This window comes from Bacillus haynesii, assembly GCF_014042035.1.
Classification (GTDB): Bacteria; Bacillota; Bacilli; order Bacillales; family Bacillaceae; genus Bacillus; species Bacillus haynesii.
In genome coordinates, this window is the sequence record NZ_CP059494.1 from 365,924 (window position 1) to 383,842 (window position 17,919).

19 protein-coding genes and 1 pseudogene are annotated in these 17,919 nt (G+C 42.0%); 18 read left to right on the forward strand and 2 right to left on the reverse strand.

Annotation, left to right across the window (positions count from 1 at the left end; translation table 11 throughout):
- The first annotated feature begins 23 nt into the window (after positions 1 to 23).
- From dnaG to H2R00_RS01930, 17 genes and pseudogenes are all read left to right on the forward strand, one after another.
- Positions 24 to 1,847 (forward strand): DNA primase, encoded by a 1,824-nt coding sequence (gene dnaG / locus H2R00_RS01850; RefSeq protein WP_182070358.1) that lies wholly within the window; start codon positions 24 to 26, stop codon positions 1,845 to 1,847.
- A gap of 26 nt (positions 1,848 to 1,873) precedes the next feature.
- Positions 1,874 to 2,029, forward strand: coding sequence for a hypothetical protein (locus H2R00_RS01855; protein ID WP_158039115.1), 156 nt, complete (start codon positions 1,874 to 1,876; stop codon positions 2,027 to 2,029).
- 23 nt (positions 2,030 to 2,052) lie between these two features.
- Complete coding sequence (gene rpoD / locus H2R00_RS01860; protein WP_182070359.1) at positions 2,053 to 3,174, forward strand: RNA polymerase sigma factor RpoD; 1,122 nt, start codon at positions 2,053 to 2,055, stop codon at positions 3,172 to 3,174.
- A 356-nt stretch (positions 3,175 to 3,530) separates the two neighbouring features.
- Positions 3,531 to 3,890: a cytochrome c550 gene (gene cccA, locus H2R00_RS01865; protein WP_003183607.1), complete on the forward strand. Its 360-nt coding sequence runs from the start codon at positions 3,531 to 3,533 to the stop codon at positions 3,888 to 3,890.
- A 371-nt stretch (positions 3,891 to 4,261) separates the two neighbouring features.
- Positions 4,262 to 4,696, forward strand: coding sequence for a YwqH-like family protein (locus H2R00_RS01870; RefSeq protein ID WP_182070360.1), 435 nt, complete (start codon positions 4,262 to 4,264; stop codon positions 4,694 to 4,696).
- Positions 4,696 to 4,959, forward strand: coding sequence for a YwqI/YxiC family protein (locus H2R00_RS01875; protein WP_182070361.1), 264 nt, complete (start codon positions 4,696 to 4,698; stop codon positions 4,957 to 4,959). Before H2R00_RS01870 ends, H2R00_RS01875 begins: the two co-directional genes overlap by 1 nt.
- A gap of 24 nt (positions 4,960 to 4,983) precedes the next feature.
- Positions 4,984 to 6,996: a ribonuclease YeeF family protein gene (locus H2R00_RS01880; RefSeq protein ID WP_182070362.1), complete on the forward strand. Its 2,013-nt coding sequence runs from the start codon at positions 4,984 to 4,986 to the stop codon at positions 6,994 to 6,996.
- Between the two features lie 16 nt (positions 6,997 to 7,012).
- On the forward strand, positions 7,013 to 7,522 hold the full coding sequence (locus H2R00_RS01885) for an Imm6 family immunity protein (protein WP_182070363.1): 510 nt from the start codon (positions 7,013 to 7,015) through the stop codon (positions 7,520 to 7,522).
- Between the two features lie 153 nt (positions 7,523 to 7,675).
- On the forward strand, positions 7,676 to 8,179 hold the full coding sequence (locus H2R00_RS01890) for a cytoplasmic protein (protein WP_244958267.1): 504 nt from the start codon (positions 7,676 to 7,678) through the stop codon (positions 8,177 to 8,179).
- Positions 8,180 to 8,396: 217 nt separating this feature from the next.
- Positions 8,397 to 8,906, forward strand: a pseudogene (locus tag H2R00_RS01895) (Imm6 family immunity protein).
- Between the two features lie 273 nt (positions 8,907 to 9,179).
- Entirely contained in the window at positions 9,180 to 9,689 is a 510-nt protein-coding gene (locus H2R00_RS01900) for an Imm6 family immunity protein (protein ID WP_154999435.1), read from the forward strand.
- Positions 9,690 to 9,914: 225 nt separating this feature from the next.
- Positions 9,915 to 10,427: an Imm6 family immunity protein gene (locus H2R00_RS01905; RefSeq protein ID WP_182070364.1), complete on the forward strand. Its 513-nt coding sequence runs from the start codon at positions 9,915 to 9,917 to the stop codon at positions 10,425 to 10,427.
- 156 nt (positions 10,428 to 10,583) lie between these two features.
- Positions 10,584 to 11,243 (forward strand): hypothetical protein, encoded by a 660-nt coding sequence (locus tag H2R00_RS01910; protein WP_244958268.1) that lies wholly within the window; start codon positions 10,584 to 10,586, stop codon positions 11,241 to 11,243.
- Between the two features lie 223 nt (positions 11,244 to 11,466).
- On the forward strand, positions 11,467 to 11,691 hold the full coding sequence (locus H2R00_RS01915; RefSeq protein ID WP_152846937.1) for a hypothetical protein: 225 nt from the start codon (positions 11,467 to 11,469) through the stop codon (positions 11,689 to 11,691).
- Positions 11,692 to 11,947: 256 nt separating this feature from the next.
- On the forward strand, positions 11,948 to 12,673 hold the full coding sequence (locus H2R00_RS01920) for an endonuclease V (RefSeq protein ID WP_154999439.1): 726 nt from the start codon (positions 11,948 to 11,950) through the stop codon (positions 12,671 to 12,673).
- A 155-nt stretch (positions 12,674 to 12,828) separates the two neighbouring features.
- Positions 12,829 to 13,476: a tRNA (adenine(22)-N(1))-methyltransferase gene (locus tag H2R00_RS01925; RefSeq protein WP_234113242.1), complete on the forward strand. Its 648-nt coding sequence runs from the start codon at positions 12,829 to 12,831 to the stop codon at positions 13,474 to 13,476.
- A complete protein-coding gene (locus tag H2R00_RS01930; RefSeq protein WP_182070366.1) occupies positions 13,473 to 14,594 on the forward strand; it encodes a Nif3-like dinuclear metal center hexameric protein in 1,122 nt (373 codons plus the stop codon). Before H2R00_RS01925 ends, H2R00_RS01930 begins: the two co-directional genes overlap by 4 nt.
- A 25-nt stretch (positions 14,595 to 14,619) precedes the next feature.
- Here H2R00_RS01930 and H2R00_RS01935 read toward each other — a convergent pair whose 3' ends face one another.
- Both H2R00_RS01935 and vrrA read right to left on the reverse strand, forming a co-directional pair.
- On the reverse strand, positions 14,620 to 15,564 hold the full coding sequence (locus H2R00_RS01935; RefSeq protein WP_154999441.1) for a 4-hydroxy-3-methylbut-2-enyl diphosphate reductase: 945 nt from the start codon (positions 15,562 to 15,564) through the stop codon (positions 14,620 to 14,622).
- Between the two features lie 120 nt (positions 15,565 to 15,684).
- The gene (gene vrrA, locus H2R00_RS01940; RefSeq protein ID WP_154999442.1) at positions 15,685 to 16,332 is read right to left on the reverse strand and encodes a VrrA/YqfQ family protein; all 648 of its coding nucleotides are present in this window, start codon (positions 16,330 to 16,332) and stop codon (positions 15,685 to 15,687) included.
- A gap of 256 nt (positions 16,333 to 16,588) precedes the next feature.
- Here vrrA and H2R00_RS01945 point away from each other — a divergent pair, with 256 nt between their 5' ends.
- Complete coding sequence (locus H2R00_RS01945; RefSeq protein ID WP_154997073.1) at positions 16,589 to 17,908, forward strand: DEAD/DEAH box helicase; 1,320 nt, start codon at positions 16,589 to 16,591, stop codon at positions 17,906 to 17,908.
- The last annotated feature ends 11 nt before the right edge of the window (positions 17,909 to 17,919 follow it).

The window sequence follows — 17,919 nt, forward strand, 5'->3', positions numbered from 1 at the left end:
TATGTACGACGGAGTGTTGGAACATGGGCAATCGTATACCAGACGAAATTGTAGAACAGGTGCAGAAATCAGCTGATATCGTAGAAGTTATCGGAGAGTACGTCCAGTTAAGAAAACAAGGGCGTAATTATTTTGGGCTTTGTCCTTTTCATGGTGAGAATACCCCATCTTTTTCCGTTTCCGGAGAAAAACAGATTTTTCATTGTTTTGGCTGCGGAGCGGGAGGGAATGTTTTTTCATTTTTAAGACAAATGGAAGGTTATTCATTTACCGAGGCCGTCTCTCACCTGGCGGACAAATATCAAATAGATCTGCCGGAGCAGGTTGCAGCTGTATCAGCATACAGCACAGGCAGTTCGGATGAACAGAAAATGGCAGAAGCTCATGATCTGTTAAAGAAATTTTATCATCATTTGCTCGTCAATACAAAGGAAGGCCAGGAAGCGCTCGATTATTTGCTTGAAAGAGGCTTTAAGATGGAGCAGATCGAGCAGTTTGAAATCGGATGCGCCCTTGATTCTTGGGATTTCATCACGAAATTTTTGGAACGGAGAGGTTTTGATCTTGCGCTGATGGAAAGAGCTGGACTCATCATCAGACGTGAGAATGGAGACGGATATTTTGACCGTTTCAGAAACAGGATTATGTTTCCGATTCATGATCATCACGGCGCAACGGTCGCTTTTTCCGGACGGACGTTCACCGGGGAGCAGCCAAAATACATGAACAGCCCGGAGACGCCGCTTTTTCGAAAAAGCAAGCTCCTCTATCATTTCCATCAGGCCCGCCTTCACATTCGAAAAGAAGAGAGGGTCGTCCTTTTTGAAGGATTTGCCGATGTTATTTCAGCAGTCAGCTCCGGTGTGAAAGAATCGATCGCCACGATGGGCACATCGCTGACGGAAGAACATGCGAAGATCATCAGGCGAAATGTCGGAGAGGTCATCTTGTGCTATGACTCGGATCATGCCGGTTATGAAGCCACGCTGAAAGCGGCGGAGATTCTTCAGAAAAAAGGCTGCAACGTCAAGGTTGCCATGATACCTGACGGGCTGGATCCCGATGACTACATCAAAAAATTCGGCAGCGAGAAATTTAAGAATGATGTAATAGGGGCCAGCGTTACGATGATGACGTTTAAAATGAACTATTTCCGCAAGGGCAGAAACCTCTCTGATGAAGGAGACCGTTTAGCCTATATCAATGATGTACTGAAGGCAGTCAGCCTTCTCAGCGGGCCTTTGGAACAGGAAATATACATCAAACAGCTGGCAAATGAATTTTCAATCTCATTTGAATCCTTGAAGGATCAGCTTTCCGTATTTGAAAAGCAGGCTGTAAGCCGCAGCAGGGAAAGCAGCCGCCAGGACTCAAAAGAGCGGCAGGCAGCAGTATCGCGCGCGCCGCGGAGAAAGGCGGGGCTTCGGCCGGCTCATGAAAATGCAGAGCGAATGCTCCTGGCCCACATGATTCATGACCGGGACGTCATTCGAAAGGTTTTGGACCGGGTGGGCTTTGAATTCAACCTTGATCAGCACCGCGCGATTGCCGCTTATTTGTACGCCATGTATGAAGAAGGAGCGGACATTTCTATCCAGGAGCTCTTTAAGAGAGTCGAGGATCAGGAACTCGGCCAGCTTCTGACAGATATCTTAATGCTTCAGGTGAGCGAAGAATTAAGTGAAGCGGAATTATCTGATTATGTAAAAAAAGTGTTGAATTATCGAAATTGGTCAATGATAAAAGAAAAAGAAGCTGCAAGGGCGGAAGCCGAGAGGCAAAAAGACTTCATCAAAGCGGCAACTTTGGCGCAGGAAATTGTTAAGCTGAACCGTTCGCTGAAATAAACCGTTATATATAATAGGAGAAGCTTTTGGCAATGAATCCTAACGGAGGAGCAAAAGCTGCTTGTCCTAATCATATATTGTCAATTTATGATTTGCTTTCCCGTGAAGCCCTAGATGAGAGAGAAGGCTTTACTTGTGAAATAGGAACAAAAAAGCGGGATGCTTTTAGAATTCGTCTGTAAGTTTTGGAAGGAGGGATCCATGAATGGCTGATAAACAAGCACACGAGACCGAAACTGAATTCACATTTGAACAGGTGAGGGATCAATTAACAGAAGCCGGAAAAAAGCGCGGAGTGCTCACATATGAAGAAATTGCAGAGCGCATGTCCAGCTTTGAAATCGAATCAGACCAAATGGATGAGTATTATGAATTTTTAGGAGAACAAGGCGTTGAATTAATTAGCGAGAGCGAAGAAACTGAGGATCCTAATATTCAACAGCTGGCCAAGGCCGAAGAAGAATTTGACCTTAACGATTTAAGCGTGCCTCCGGGCGTTAAGATAAACGACCCTGTCCGCATGTACCTAAAAGAAATCGGACGGGTAAACCTTTTGTCTGCAAAAGAAGAAATTGAATACGCGAAAAAAATCGAAGAAGGCGACGAAGAGTCGAAGCGCCGTCTCGCTGAAGCCAACTTGAGACTTGTCGTCAGCATCGCAAAACGGTATGTCGGCCGCGGAATGCTTTTCCTTGACCTTATTCAGGAAGGAAACATGGGCCTGATGAAGGCGGTAGAAAAGTTTGACTACCGCAAAGGATACAAATTCAGCACATACGCGACATGGTGGATCAGACAGGCGATTACAAGGGCGATTGCCGACCAGGCGAGAACGATCAGGATTCCTGTTCATATGGTTGAAACCATCAACAAGCTGATTCGTGTTCAAAGGCAGCTCCTTCAGGATCTCGGCCGCGAACCAACGCCTGAAGAGATTGCGGAAGATATGGACCTGACGCCTGAAAAAGTCCGTGAAATCCTAAAGATCGCTCAGGAACCGGTTTCACTCGAAACTCCGATCGGTGAAGAGGACGATTCACATCTGGGAGACTTTATTGAGGATCAGGAAGCGACTTCTCCGTCAGATCATGCAGCATATGAATTGCTGAAAGAACAGCTTGAAGATGTACTGGATACATTGACAGACCGTGAAGAAAATGTGCTCCGCCTTCGCTTCGGCCTTGATGATGGTCGTACAAGAACATTAGAAGAAGTTGGTAAGGTGTTCGGGGTAACAAGAGAACGAATTCGCCAAATAGAAGCTAAAGCACTTCGTAAATTAAGACATCCAAGCAGAAGCAAACGCTTGAAAGATTTTCTCGAATAAACTTGAACGGGTCAGGAGATCCGTTCTTTTTTTCACGAAAGAAATGAAAGCGCTATTATTGGTAACCCGATTATATTTTACTTAATTTCTTTCGAATTTGCAAATACCCAAAAGTGTATTTTGAGTCATTATAACCTTGAGATCGAAGGAAAAGCCCTTTATAATTGTTGTTGTAACCGTATTCAAAAACTAGTTTTTAAATTGGGAATGAACAATCGCTTCATCGTCCATTATTTTGTCTAAAATGTGAACTTCATCAGCTTTTGTTTCATAACCGGTTTACTTTTTGTAAAATTAAAGTAGAATTAGAATTGTTTACATAAGGGGCAGGGGTAAATTAAAAAGGGGGATGTAAAATGAACCGCAATCCATTGATACCATTTTTGTTAATCGCCATTATGGGCATAGGACTGGTTTTTATCTTATCCATAAAAGGCCTTTATGACGCAAAAGAAATTGCAGGCGAAGGGAATAAAACAGCTCAAGAAGACAAAGCGGATGCCTCGCCTGAAGAAATTTACAAAGCGAACTGTGTAACCTGCCACGGCGAGAATTATGAAGGTGTATCAGGCCCTAAACTGAAAGGTGTCGGGGACCGGATGGATACAGGTGCGATTAAAGAAAAGATTGAAAAAGGCGGCAACGGAATGCCGGGAGGACTGGTTCCTGCGGAAAAGCTTGATGATATGGCAAAATGGGTGTCAGAAATTAAATAGCTTTTTCCAGATTGGCTAAAATCGTTTCATTACCAAAAGGATTCGCAATAAAAGCTTTGACAAGAGCTTTTATGCGAATCCTTTTTCTGTTTTCGGTAAATGGGATGTTGCTTGACGAGGAGTCACCTCGAAAGGGTGATTTGAACTATTTCAGCATCCGTGATTCCGTCCTTTATGACGGTGCGGCGTCTATCGGAAATAGGTCTTTATTACTTTTTCTGGAGGCTCCACTCATCTTTGCAAGGGAAAAAATAAGCAATCCACCCTATTTAAGTAAGATTGCATCTATTTTACTATTATATAAATGGAAAAAATGCAGCGGATGCACTGGTGTCATCCGTCTATTTGAGTATTTCCCTGAGGTGAATCATATGAGTCATGCGAGCACATTGAATCATATCCACAGCACGATTAACCAAAAGCTGGCTGATGTAGAAAGCCGGATTGAACGAGTCAAAACAGCAAAAAGGGAGATTGAGAAAGAACACGAAACCGGGATTGTCGAGATCAGACAAATCTTGCATCCTCATCTGAACAGCCACTGGACAGGGGACTTCGCCAACGATTTTGATGACGAACGGGATGAGGCCCATACATCAATGTACAACATCGTGAACGGAAAGTACGAAGGCTATATTTCGCAGCTGGAAAGAAAAATTTTTGCGCTGGAAGTTGAAAAGCACAGCCTTGAATTGGCGGGAGCGGCAGCTAAAGAGGCGGATCATTTGCTCTCTCTCGGGGAAAAAGCAGTTGATCAATTAAGCGATAAAATCCGCTCAATCAAAAACAGTTGGAGCTGGTTTTAATGACGACAATCAAGCTGAAACATGAAGCGGTCATCAAAAAGCTGGAGGCCGTAAGAGAGGCGCTTGATGCCCTAGACCTGCCAAACCCTCCGCAAGCTGCAGGGAAAAATAAATTGACATATACGACAAAGTGCCACGAACGCGAGCAGAATATTCATCAGATGGTGGCTGATTACAAAAAAGCCGTACACAAAAACATAAGGGATACGAAGGAAAATGTCGATTTGCTTAAAGAACAGGACAAAGCAATCGCCAGAAAATAGCCTGAGGTTAGAGAGGACAATTCAATGAAAGTATTTGAAGCGCATTCTTTAATTGAAGCAGCGAATAACCGGAAAAAACAATATGAAACGTTTGAAGATCAACTGCAAACGCTCAAAAAAGCGTTTCTCGGAGTCGCTGATTTAGGTGATGATTTTCAGGGGAAAGGTGCCGACAACATAAAAGACTTCTACAAGGGACAGGCAGAGATCGTTGACAGCTGGTTAAAGCTTGTTGAAGCGCAGATTGCTTTTTTTAAAGGTGTATCAGGTGATATAAAAGACAAAAAGCTGTCCGATTCTTATGTTGAAGTCTCTTTTTTGGATCATGAACTGAAAAACGCGGATTTGAAAGCGACGGAAATCGTCTCGGGGCTCAAGCTGGAAATGGATAAAATCATCGCAAGCATCAGCGATATCGTTGACTTGGACAATTGGACGCTCGACGATTATATTGATAAAATGTCTAAAGCGCAAACAACCCGGCAAAACACCATCGACGCCGTTCGTGAGCTGGATGAATCGCTCAAGACAGAATACATGAATTTACAAGCGCTCGACAGCGCCGTGCTCGGCAAATATTCCGGGCTGATGGAAGCTACAAGCCACGGAAAAACCGCCTCGCCGATGTATTTTAGCTTGAAATCGTTCCACTCAAGCGAGATCTATAAAAATACGATAGAAGTTGAGACTCAAGCCGCCAATTATATTGAATTCAAAAACGAACAGGCAGAAGCGCGCAGGCTTCAGGAAAAACAAGAAGAAGAAGCGAACAAGCCTTGGTATTTAAAAGCGCTTGACGCTGCCGGAACATTTGTCGGAGAAGTCAGCGGGTATTATGATTATAAGAGAGCCGCTGAAGGCGTCGACCCGGTCACAGGAGAAAAGCTGACAAACGGCCAGCGTGTCGCCGCCGGAGCAATGGCGGCAGCAGGATTTATTCCGATTGTCGGCTGGGCAGGACGGGCCTTCAAAGGCGGAAAAGCCATTTATAAAACAGGAAAAGGACTCATCGCCGCTGATCACGCGCTTGACGCCTACAAAGCCTCAAAAACGTTGAACGTCTTGAAAATGACGGAAATGGGCGCCTACGGCCTTGTCGCTTCAAATGGGTTTTCAGAAGCCGTCACGGGCAAGGACATGTTTGGAAACAAAGTTTCTGAAGAAAGGCGGAAACAAGGCCTGATCGAAGCCACCTTGAGCCTCGTAGGCGCAGGTGCTGTCGCAAAAACGGCAAACCACGGCGCTCAAACATTGGCCAAAACGGCCGGCAAAAACATTCCGCTCGCTAGATCGCCAAAAGCAGCGCTGGTGCAAAAAGGAAACAATATCCTTGAAAAGGTGAAATCCTTCCAAGTTCCGACAAACGTCCGCGTTTACGTCGAACAGCCGGCCACCGCAACAGGCCACCGCATCGGCACCCCAATTGTCCGCGTGAATGTTGAGAAAACGCCGGTGAAAGAGCTTGGGGTTGTGAAGATGGTGAGTGGTGGGGGGAACGTCAGTAAGGGAGCCAATAGGACTGGTAGTAAAATAGATGTTGGAAAAGCTGATTTAGATGTTCTACGCCAAAAATGGAATGTTCCTAAAACTGACACTGTTGCGGTTGGAAAGACAGATGTGGAAGGTTTGGAAAATTTAGTATTTGAGGGTGGGTCGCCTAAAGTTAGAAAAGAGGCCGGGCTTCCCGATTTAGACTCAGTAATGCCAGATAGACCTATAAAATCTCCAGGAAAAATCGCAAGTGCAACAAGACATGCTGAAGAAGGCGTGTTAAATGACTTTATAAGCAAAGTAGAAGCTTTAGGAAAAAATCCTGCTGAAATAACAGGAACATTAAAAATTCACCAATCTAATCCTAAAGGGGTTTGTCCAACCTGTATTCAAGGACTAAATAATCCAAATGTACCTGCTGGAGTATTTAAGCAATTCAGCAAGATTTTTCCTAACCTAACGATAGAAGTAACTTCTGAAACTATTCAAGGAATCAAGCCAAACGGAAGATTGAATTTTGTTATTAAAAATGGCGAATATATTTAATTGAGGAGTGTAGTAGATGTTTCAAGAGTGGGAAGAATTGAATGATGATTTAAAACCTGCATATTATTTAGGACTTTGTGAAGCAATAGTTCCTACATTAAAACAATCAAATGATTTCAATTATATAAAAGAAGCATTAGATGCCTGCTGGAAGTGGCTTGAACACAAGAATATAGAAGCAGACGATCTTTATACTTACCTGGAAAATTTAGATGACACAGGGATTTTAACTTTAATGCAGCTTGAATCAAATGAAGATGATCTAGATGCTTGGATATGTATTGCCGATGCAATATCTTATACAATTTACAAAGCATATAAATATCAGAAAGATGAGTATTTACCTGAAACAATCGAATCTATTGATTCTTACGAGTTATTTGAGGAATTTCATAGTCACTTTAGCTTATTATCTAAAAATCAAGGTCAAAAAGAAAAAGCTTTTTTGAAGTTTTTGAAAAAAGAGGGGTCAGAAAAAGTTTCCAGGGAGAGCATTCAAGATTTTTTACTTAATAGTGTAGAATAAAAATAAGAAAGTTGGGATATCCCAGCTTTCTTATTTTATTTAATAAATGGGAATATCTAAAGAATTTTAAAAAAGTGGAAAAAATAAAAAGCTCCCTATTTGGAACAGAGGCGGTGAAGCAACCGAAGAGTTATGGGAAAGGTGGTTATCTAAATGAATTTTGGTAAGAACACTCCATTAGTCGAAGAAGTAATGAGCTTTATTCGTAATAACAAGATGTTTTTCAATGAGAACTTTAATGTCCCTAATTTGCAAGTAATTAATAATTTTAGTGATGCGCAAAATTTGGCCTGGTCACAAGATTTAAATGAAGTTGATACAGTGTGGGAGAATGTTAAGTCATTAGAAACTGGAAATATTGTAGAAAAGATATACGATCTAGATTTAGCTACTCAGCAAGATGATTTATACGAGTATTTCGGTGACTCTGAAAATTACTCTGAAAATTTTCTTCCGTTTGATTATGTAGATATTCATGAGGAGATTGAAGGAGACCTCACAATGTGTGCTTTAAATCGGTTGGTCAATGGAAAAACAAATAATTTTTATGAAAAGGTTTTTGAGATATATAAAGAAGGCGGATGGCCTTGCGGTTGGAAGGGAACATATCCTAAAGGAGAATTTATTGTGTTTGTCCCATCTAGTAGCAACGAATAAAGCAATTTCAAACCTTGATTGGCTTTATGCTTTTCAAGTTTTTTTGAAAATTTGATACAGTTTAGTGATAACAATAAGTTAGTGTATATAAAGGAAAATGAATTATAACGAGAAGGTTCAGCTAGCTCTTCCTACAGTTAGAGCATAAAGAAAGCGTCTAAGTAGAACAGACGACCACATCGGCACTCCAATTGTCCTCGTGAATAAGGGGGAAATCATGGATAATATATTTCTGGATAATTTACAAGATGAAGTTAAAGTAGGCTTTATTTTAACAGTTGCCGAAAGAGTATTTTCTATAATCAGCAAAGACGATGAAAGGTATCCGGAAGGAAGAGAAACCTTGAACAAATGTTGGTTATGGGTTGAATCTCATGCCGTTAATGGTGATGACTTATACGAGCTTATTGATAACGCAGACTTTACAGGAATTTCAGAATTTGCTGAGGAAGAAGAAGACTTGAATATTGCTAGGCTGTGATCACTATTTGTTGATGCAGTCGCTTTTACTTCTTGGGAAGCTTATAAAAAAGAAGAAGTGAAATATTTACCACAAGCGTTAGAGGGTATTAATAACGATAGTATTATCATCTTTTTAAACAGTGCAGTGGAAACAGGTTTTATCACATCGAAAGAGGTTGAAAAGATAAGAAAGGGCATTGAGGATTATCAGAGTACAAAAGAGGAGATCTCCACAAATAGAGAAGAGTTTATAAAGTTATTATAATTATGAAAGAACTCAATCGTAAGTTTAATATATGTTTATTAACCGCTCCTAAAGTTAAGAATAAAGCACTTGATTGCCAAGCAAGGCGACAAGTGCTTTTCCCAGTTTCAAGATATAAAATGAGCACCAGCTGGGTTAATTAAACAGCTTAGCAGGATATTCCCCAATTTAACGATAAAAATAACTTCTGAAACTATTCAAGGAATCAAGCCAAACGGAAGATTGAATTTTGTTATTAAAATGGTCAATATATTTAATTGAGGAGTGTAGTAGATGTTTCAAGAGTGGGAAGAATTGAATGATAATTTAAAATCTGCATATTATTTAGGACTTTGTGAAGCAATAGTTCCTACATTAAAACAATCAAATGATTTCAATTATATAAAAGAAGCATTAGATGCCTGCTGGAAGTGGTTTGAACACAAGAATATAGAAGCAGACGATCTTTATACTTACCTGGAAAATTTAGATGACACAGGGATTTTAACTTTAATGCAGCTTGAATCAAATGAAGATGATCTAGATGCTTGGATATGTATTGCTGATGCAATAACTTATACAATTTACAAAGCATATAAATATCAGAAAGATGAGTATTTACCTGAAACCATCGAATCTATTGATTCTTACGAGTTATTTGAGGAATTTCATAGTCACTTTAACTTATCATCTAAAAATCCAGGTCAAAAAGAAAAAGCTTTTTTAAAGCTTTTGAAAAAAGAGGGGGCAAAAAAAGTTTCCAGGGAGAGAGTTCAAGATTTTTTACTTAATAGTGTAGATTAGAATGGGAATATCCAAGCTACGGACACTCGACGATGATATTAATAAAATGTCTAAATCGCAAAAAACTGCAAAACACCATCGCGAATACCCGCTTGACGCCTCAAAGTCTCAAAAACATTGAACCTCTTTGTAACATCGAAAATTGATGAAAGCATTAAAGTAACTGGCAGACTTAATCTAAACATTAAAAATGGAAATTAGATTGATTAGTTGGAGGTTAAAATTATGACTGATACAAACTTCGATCGTTTGATAGAGGACTGTAAAGTAATATTTTTTCTTGGACTTGCAGAAAAAGTTTCGTCGGTATTTTCCCAAAAGGAAGACCAAATTTTTGCCCAGGAAGCTCTAGATAAATGTTGGGAGTGGATAAAAGATAAAAATCATATAGGGGATATTCTTTATGATTTATTGGATAATGAGGAAAATGGCATAACTATAATTCAAGAGATGTCAGATAATGAAATAGATGTCGCAGCTTGGAACTGTATGATTGATGCGGTTGCTTACACTAGTAGAAAAGCATTTGAACGAGAAGGAGTTAAATATTATCCAGAACCAATTGCTTCAGTTGATGACACATTAGTGGAGCATTTTATTGACTGTTTTGAAAAATGTATAGAGGATTCAGATAGTTATATTCAGAGAATAAATTCTTTGTTGGACGACTACAAGAATGGGGATATTGCGAGTGATTTGAGGAAAAAAATATTAAGGGAATTACAAATACAAAATTAACTACTGCCCTATTATTTTATGAACCTTTGTGAATTAGAATTATCAAATTAGAAAAGGATGTTTAAAGTTTAAGGTTACAGGAAGCCCCTGAGGGGGAGCAGAAATACAAAGCTATAGCCGAAAACAAATCAACAGTTTATAATACACAAATCAGGAGTGAACGATTTGTCTAATTCCAAAAAATCATTAGAACCTATAAATATACCGTGCGGCTGGTTCGTTAAATATAATGATTTAACCGTCACACATGAAAAAGTTGAACCAAATACCAAATTATTAGAATTAGTAAAACAAAGATATCATGCTGCGGTCAAAATCATTAAAGGCCGTGATGAATATCTAATTCATATTAGTGACAATCATGGAGAAACGATTGACGCAATCAATGTTAAAGATCGCCGCCAGCTAGTGAACGAATTGGAACGGATCATTTGGAAAATAGAAGCGACGGCATTTGGAGGGAACATTTTCATTTTTGAAGGACCTCCCGACTATTTACGTCTTAGAATTCCTCAAGGATGGACCGTCTCTTATAATAAACTAATTGATATCGATCCAGATCAGTTAGAGGAAGACAGTGATGACTGGTTTAACTTCACGTCATCATTATTACAGTTGGAGCATAAAGAAAGCCGCTTGATTTTAGATGTCGGCTGGTACGTAGATATTGAGCCTTCAGGCACTTTTTATATGCTGTTATTAAAGGATCTGGACTGGGAAAACCCGTTAGAAGACATGGAAACGAGAAGACCGGAAAAATTAGTGGCCCACATAGAAGCCACCCTTCAAAAAGCAGCCGAACATAAATATAAATAGCCAGCCGATGATTTGTTTGACTTCAGCCCCTCATTATTAATCGATTTTAGTCTGAAAAAGTTGTATTCCATGTACCCGAAGCCAGCATCTTATGAAGAATTATATACCAAATCATTGGATCGGAGTTTATGAGGACTTTACAAATCTAGTTCCTACAAATCAAACCTTTTGGATCAATCATAAAGGGAAAAAGTTTATTTTCAAAAAGATAGGAGAGTTTTTTATGAATAGTAATGACACGGTAACCATGTTGAATGAGGAATTTGAGAATGATCAGACAGGTGAAAAGGTCGAAGGCATTACGATTATCGTAGATGGACAATTTAAACAAGTTTTAGATATCATTAAAGCCAAAAGCGACAGTTATGAGAATTACACTGAGATCATACGGGACGCTCTTTTTGAGGGTGTAAACAGTATGACGATGAAGCTGAGAAATAAAGAATAATAATGATGATTAAAACATACCCCGATTTACAAAAAGACAAACAGAGCTCCCAATTTTTTGCTTGTTGAGGGGTTCTTTTTTATATGTTGATCATTCTATAAGACATCTTGCTGTCCGATATTGGAGTGATGTTCCGACTAATCCCGGTATGTATTTAAAGTGCCTAATCAATAACTTTGAATGAACTGAACAATTTAGATATGATCTAGATAAAGGTGCTCAAAAAAATGGGATGATAGAAAGTTGGTTTTTAAAGATGAACATCAACAACATACACGATTTTAATTTAAACCAAGAAAATGACTTCTTAACGATACAAACAAAACTAAAAAAACATATCAATCTAGCAAACTCCATCAGCAAAGACGCTCTGCAAACCTGTGCGGGGGTTGATTTAGCTTATTGGGAGGAAGATGGTGAAGCGTTTGGTGTCTGCAGTATCATCGTGCTGGATTTTCATACGAAGCGTGTCATTGAAAAAGTACATAGTGCAGGGAAAATTGATGTGCCTTATATCGCAGGGTTTCTTGCTTTTAGGGAGCTGCCGCTTATTATTGAAGCGGCCAAGAAGCTGACGATTGAACCGGATGTTTTTTTATTTGACGGGAATGGCTACCTTCATTTTAACCATATGGGAATTGCGACACATGCGGCGTTTTTTCTCGAAAAGCCAACGATCGGCATTGCGAAAACTTACTTAAAAATAAAACAAACTGATTTTGTGATGCCTGATAATAAATTCGGCGCTTATACCGATATTGTAATTGATGGCGAAGTCTACGGACGAGCGGTGCGGACAAGGCAAGATGTCAAACCGATTTTTCTATCATGCGGACATTTGCTTGATTTAGACAGCAGTTATGACATCGCGATGAGCTTGATCAATCGAGAAAGCAGGCTGCCGATTCCGGTTCGGCTCGCGGATCTTGAGACACATGCTTTACGTGCGTACTATAGAGAAAATCAAAAATTGGCCGAGTAGAATGTTGATTTGCTGTTCCAGCTTGGAAACTACAGCGATTTTTTATATGATAGTAAAAGAAAAATGAATCTAGAAAAGTTGTGATGATTGTGAATGAATTGAAGTTATCGAAAAGGCTGCAGACTGTGGCGGAATACATAACAAAAGGGGCGGTTATGGCTGATATCGGGTCTGATCATGCGTATTTGCCTTGCTATTGTGTGCTGAATCGCCTGACAAGCGCGGCGATCGTCGGAGAAATCACAGATGGTCCGTTTCTTTCTGCGAAACAGCAGGTTGAGAAACTGCAGTTAAGTTCGCTCATATCCGTGAGGAAAGGAGACGGGCTTGAAGTGATTGAAAAGGGCGAAGCTGATGTGATCACGATTGCAGGAATGGGTGGTTCGCTCATTGCTCACATTCTAAAAGCGGGCAAGGATAAGCTCTCAGGTAAGGAACGTTTGATTTTACAGCCGAATATCCATGCTCACCATATTAGAGAGTGGCTCTATCAGGAAGGCTATGAACTGATCAATGAAGAGATCCTTGAAGAAGACGGCAAGTGCTATGAGGTTCTCGTGGCTGAAGCTGGCGATCGGGATGCGGCTTACGATGGGGTTTCCTTTACGGCAGGCATGCTTGTCGGCCCATTTTTGGCCAAACAACAAAATGCTGTTTTTATCAAAAAATGGTCGCAAGAGCTGAAACATACGGAAAACATCTATCAACAAATTGAAGCGGCTCCTCCGAGTGCAGAAAATCGACAAAAATTGCTTGAGCTGTCAAAACGGATAGAGATCTTAAAGGAGGTACTTAGAAGATGACAAAATCGATAAACGGAAATGAAATCATTCAATTGTTTGAACAGTTCTCGCCTAAGTCTTTAGCCGTTGAAGGAGATAAAATCGGCCTGCAAATCGGCACGCTGAACAAAACGGTGGCCAATGTCATGGTTACGCTTGATGTTCTCGAAGAAACGGTTGATGAAGCGATTGCAAAGAACGTTGACTTAATCATTGCGCACCATCCGCCTGTCTTCAGGCCGCTGAAACATGTCATCACAGATCAGCCCGGCGGAAGGCTGATCGAAAAGTGTATCAAGCATGATATCGCGGTTTATGCGGCTCATACAAATCTCGATGTCGCTGACGGCGGAGTCAATGACATGCTTGCGGAAGCCCTGGAATTAAAGAACACAAAAGTGCTCGTTCCGACCTATGAAGAGCCGCTGAAAAAACTTGCCGTCTATGTCCCGAAAGATTATGAAGAACAGGTGCGCACAGCTCTTGGAGACGCTGGAGCCGGCCATATCGGCGCCTACAGCCACTGTGCGTTTTCATCAGAAGGAGTCGGCAGCTTCAAGCCGCTGTCTGAAGCTGATCCGTTTATCGGCAAGCAGGGCGAGCTTGAGCGGGTCGAAGAGGTAAGAATCGAGACCGTTTATCCGTCAGGTATTGAAAAATCCGTGATCAAAGCGATGAGTGAGGCCCATCCGTATGAAGAAGTGGCCTTTGATATTTATCCCGTCGAGCAGAATCCGCTTCAAAAAGGGTTGGGCCGTATCGGTGAATTGAATGAAGAGATGACACTCGGAGCGTTTGCCCGCTATGTGAAAGAAAAGCTGGAAGCGAACGGAGCGCGGATGGTGGGCAAGTCTGATGCGAAGGTGAGGAAGGTCGCCGTATTAGGCGGCGACGGCAACAAATACATCCATCATGCAAAACGTATGGGTGCCGATGTATATGTCACAGGAGACCTTTATTTCCATACAGCGCACGATGCCATGATGATCGGGCTGAATGTGGTCGACCCCGGACATTATGCCGAACAAATCATGAAAAACGGGGTTGCAAAAAAGCTGACAGCGATGTGCCAAGAGAAAAAATACGATGTCGCCGTCTTTCCATCAGATACAAATACGAACCCGTTTACGTTTGTATAAAAACAAAACCTGAAGCTGGAGAGCTTCAGGTTTTTGCTTTTACTTTAGGCAAGATTTTTTGCAGCGGTACTTCGTGACTGATCTTCCATGTTGACGGATCTTCATGATCGAATTGTTCTAAAAAGCGGATGACTTCTTTTGTAATCGGGGTCGGGGTCGATGCACCGGCCGTTACAGCGACGGTTTCCACGCCGTCAAGCCATTCCAGCTTTAATTCGCTTAAATCGCCGATCCGGTATGCTCTCGTGCCCGCGATTTCTTCGGAGACCTGGGCGAGACGGTTCGAGTTATTGCTTTTCGGATCGCCGACAACGATCGTCAAATCGGCTTTTTTCGCCTGCTCGGAGACCGCTTCCTGACGCACCTGAGTGGCCAGGCAAATCTCCTGATGGAATTCAACATCCGGATATTTTTCTTTTACTTTTTCCATAATATCATGGACATCCCATTGGGACATCGTCGTTTGGTTCGTGACAATCAGTTTCTCCGCTTCAATGTCCAGCCTTTCCACATCTTCTTCGGTTTCAACAAGATGAACGATATCCGGGGCGACGCCGACTGCTCCTTCAGGCTCCGGGTGTCCTTTTTTTCCAATATAGATGACGTGATAGCCTTCCGCTTTCATTTTACGGATTAAATCATGAGTTTTTGTCACATCAGGGCAGGTGGCGTCAATCGCAACAAGACCTTTATCCTCAGCTATTTTGCGGACTTCGGGCGAAACGCCGTGAGCGGTGAAGATCACCGTTCCTTTGTCGACCTGATTCAAAATCTCGAGCCGGTTCGGGCCGTCAAGCGTATAAATGCCCTCTTTTTCAAATGCGTCCGTGACATGTTTGTTGTGAACGATCATTCCTAAAATATATATGGGTCTCGGCAGACTTTTATCGAGAGCCGCGTTTTTCGCGATGACCATGGCGTCGACGACACCGTAGCAATAGCCGCGCGGCGATATTTTAATTACGTTCATTCTTAGTCCTCCTATAAAGAAGTAAGAGCCGGGCATGATAAAAAGCCGTAAAAAACGGCTTATTTTTGCAGTCTCTATAGACCTCATTATATCTGATCCAGCAGGAGATATCAAAGAATGTTATACATACAGTTTAGGTTTTGATCCTCCGGTTTTTCTTTTTGCAGACGGAGGGGCTGAACGGCTCTGTTTTTTTCTGATTTCTTCCGTTTTGGATTTGTCGGGTTTTTTGGAAGACACTTTTATTTCTTCTTTCTTTTCACCGCTCGTTTCGGTCTTGTTTTCCGGTTCGTCTTTTTGTTGTTCGCTGTCATCTGCTTCAGTATCATCGGAATTCAGTTGTCTGAACATTTTCACCATTCCAGGGAGATTGCGGACGAGCGGTCCGTATTGCTGAATCATCGGTGTTACTTGCTGGGCTACACCGAGCGCTTTTTGAACATTGCCGAGCATATTTGAAATGGTAGACGGATTGGCCAGACCCTGAATGCCTCCAAGGCCGCTTCCGGTTCCACCGAGCCCCGCTCCTGTTCCCCCGGATGCGGCAGATCCGGGAAGAAATTTTGAGAGCAAACCCTGAATCCCTCCTCCTCGCGCGCCTGCTTGCTGCTGGGCGGCACCCATTGGTTGAAACATCTGCTGCAAGCCACGCTGCTGCGCTTGAGGGGGCTGCATTCCCATCCCCGGATGTCTCGGCATCAGGGCTCTGCCGGGCCTTTGCGGCACCTGCGGCCTTGGCTGATTTCTCATCGGCTGTTGCTGAAACATACTTGTACCTCCTTTCAAAATCCTTCTCTTGATAGGGTATGCACCAACGGTAGCAAAGTGCCTTTGCCCGCTGGCCCGAATAGGGCGGGGGTGATGGTTTTTTTCTGCAGGATCAGTTATAATTTAATGATGGACATGATATCAGCCTTTTTTTAAGCAGTGCGGCATAAAAAAGGATACATAAGCGCACAATTCAGCCATATAGGATAAAGCTTGGAGCGTCGGAATAACGGCTTTCCAAGAAGGAGTTGGGAAAATGAAGCAAACGAAATTTGAAATGTACGATTTAAAGCCGTTTATTATAGAGGCTGTTCACCACTTGGGTTTTTATGAGCCGACTGATATTCAAAAGCGGTTAATCCCTGCGGCGCTGAAAGGTGAGAGCGCGATCGGGCAGTCGCAGACAGGTACGGGAAAAACGCATGCTTATCTGCTCCCGCTTTTAAGCAGGATCGATTCTGAAAAAGAGTTCGTTCAAGTCGTAATTACGGCTCCGACAAGGGAGCTCGCCAACCAGATTCATCAGGAAGTCCTGAAAATCACCAAGTTTTTAGGGTCTGATGAAGCGATTCGTTCGAAATGTTTCATCGGCGGTACCGATAAACAAAAATCAATTGACAAATTAAAAACGCAGCCCCATCTGGTGGTAGGTACGCCGGGGCGAATTGCGGATCTGATCAGGGAACAGGCGCTCGATGTTCATAAAGCCGGTTCGCTCGTTATTGACGAGGCGGACTTAATGCTTGATATGGGATTTTTGGAAGATGTCGATTTTATCGGGTCGCATATGCCGGAAGGCTTGCAGATGCTTGTATTTTCCGCAACGATTCCCGAAAAATTAAAGCCTTTTCTGAAAAAATACATGGCCAATCCGAGGTATGCGCATGTTGAGCCGAAGCACATCACGGCCGAAAAAATAGAACACGTGCTGATACCTTCCAGGCACAGGGATAAAAATGAGCTGTTGCTCGAGGTTATGACCCATTTAAATCCGTATTTGGCGATTGTTTTTGCCAATACAAAAACAACGGCCGACGAGATCGCCGCTTATCTGACGGACAAAGGGATGAAAGTCGGACTTCTTCACGGGGGGCTTACGCCACGGGAACGAAAAAAAGTGATGAAGCAAATCGGCGATCTGGAATTCACCTATATCATAGCCACTGATTTGGCTGCAAGGGGAATCGATATTAAAGGCGTCAGCCATGTCATTAACTATGAACTGCCTGATGATCTTGATTTTTACGTCCACCGGGTCGGCCGTACAGCACGCGCCGGAACATCCGGAACAGCGATGACGTTTTATGATACATCTGACGAAGATGCACTTGTGAAGCTTGAACAAATGGGGATCGTGTTTGAAAACATGAGGATTGAAAAAGGCGAGTGGAAAAAGATCGATGACCGCAAGCGCCGGCAGAACCGAAAAAGAACGCCTGATGAAACGGATGAGGCCGCCAAGCGGTTTGTAAAAAAACCGAGAAAAGTCAAGCCTGGATATAAGAAGAAAATGCAGACGGAAATCAAAAAAATAAAAAGACAGCAAAAAAGAAAGCAATTTAGAAAAGGAAAGTAGGGGAAACAGTT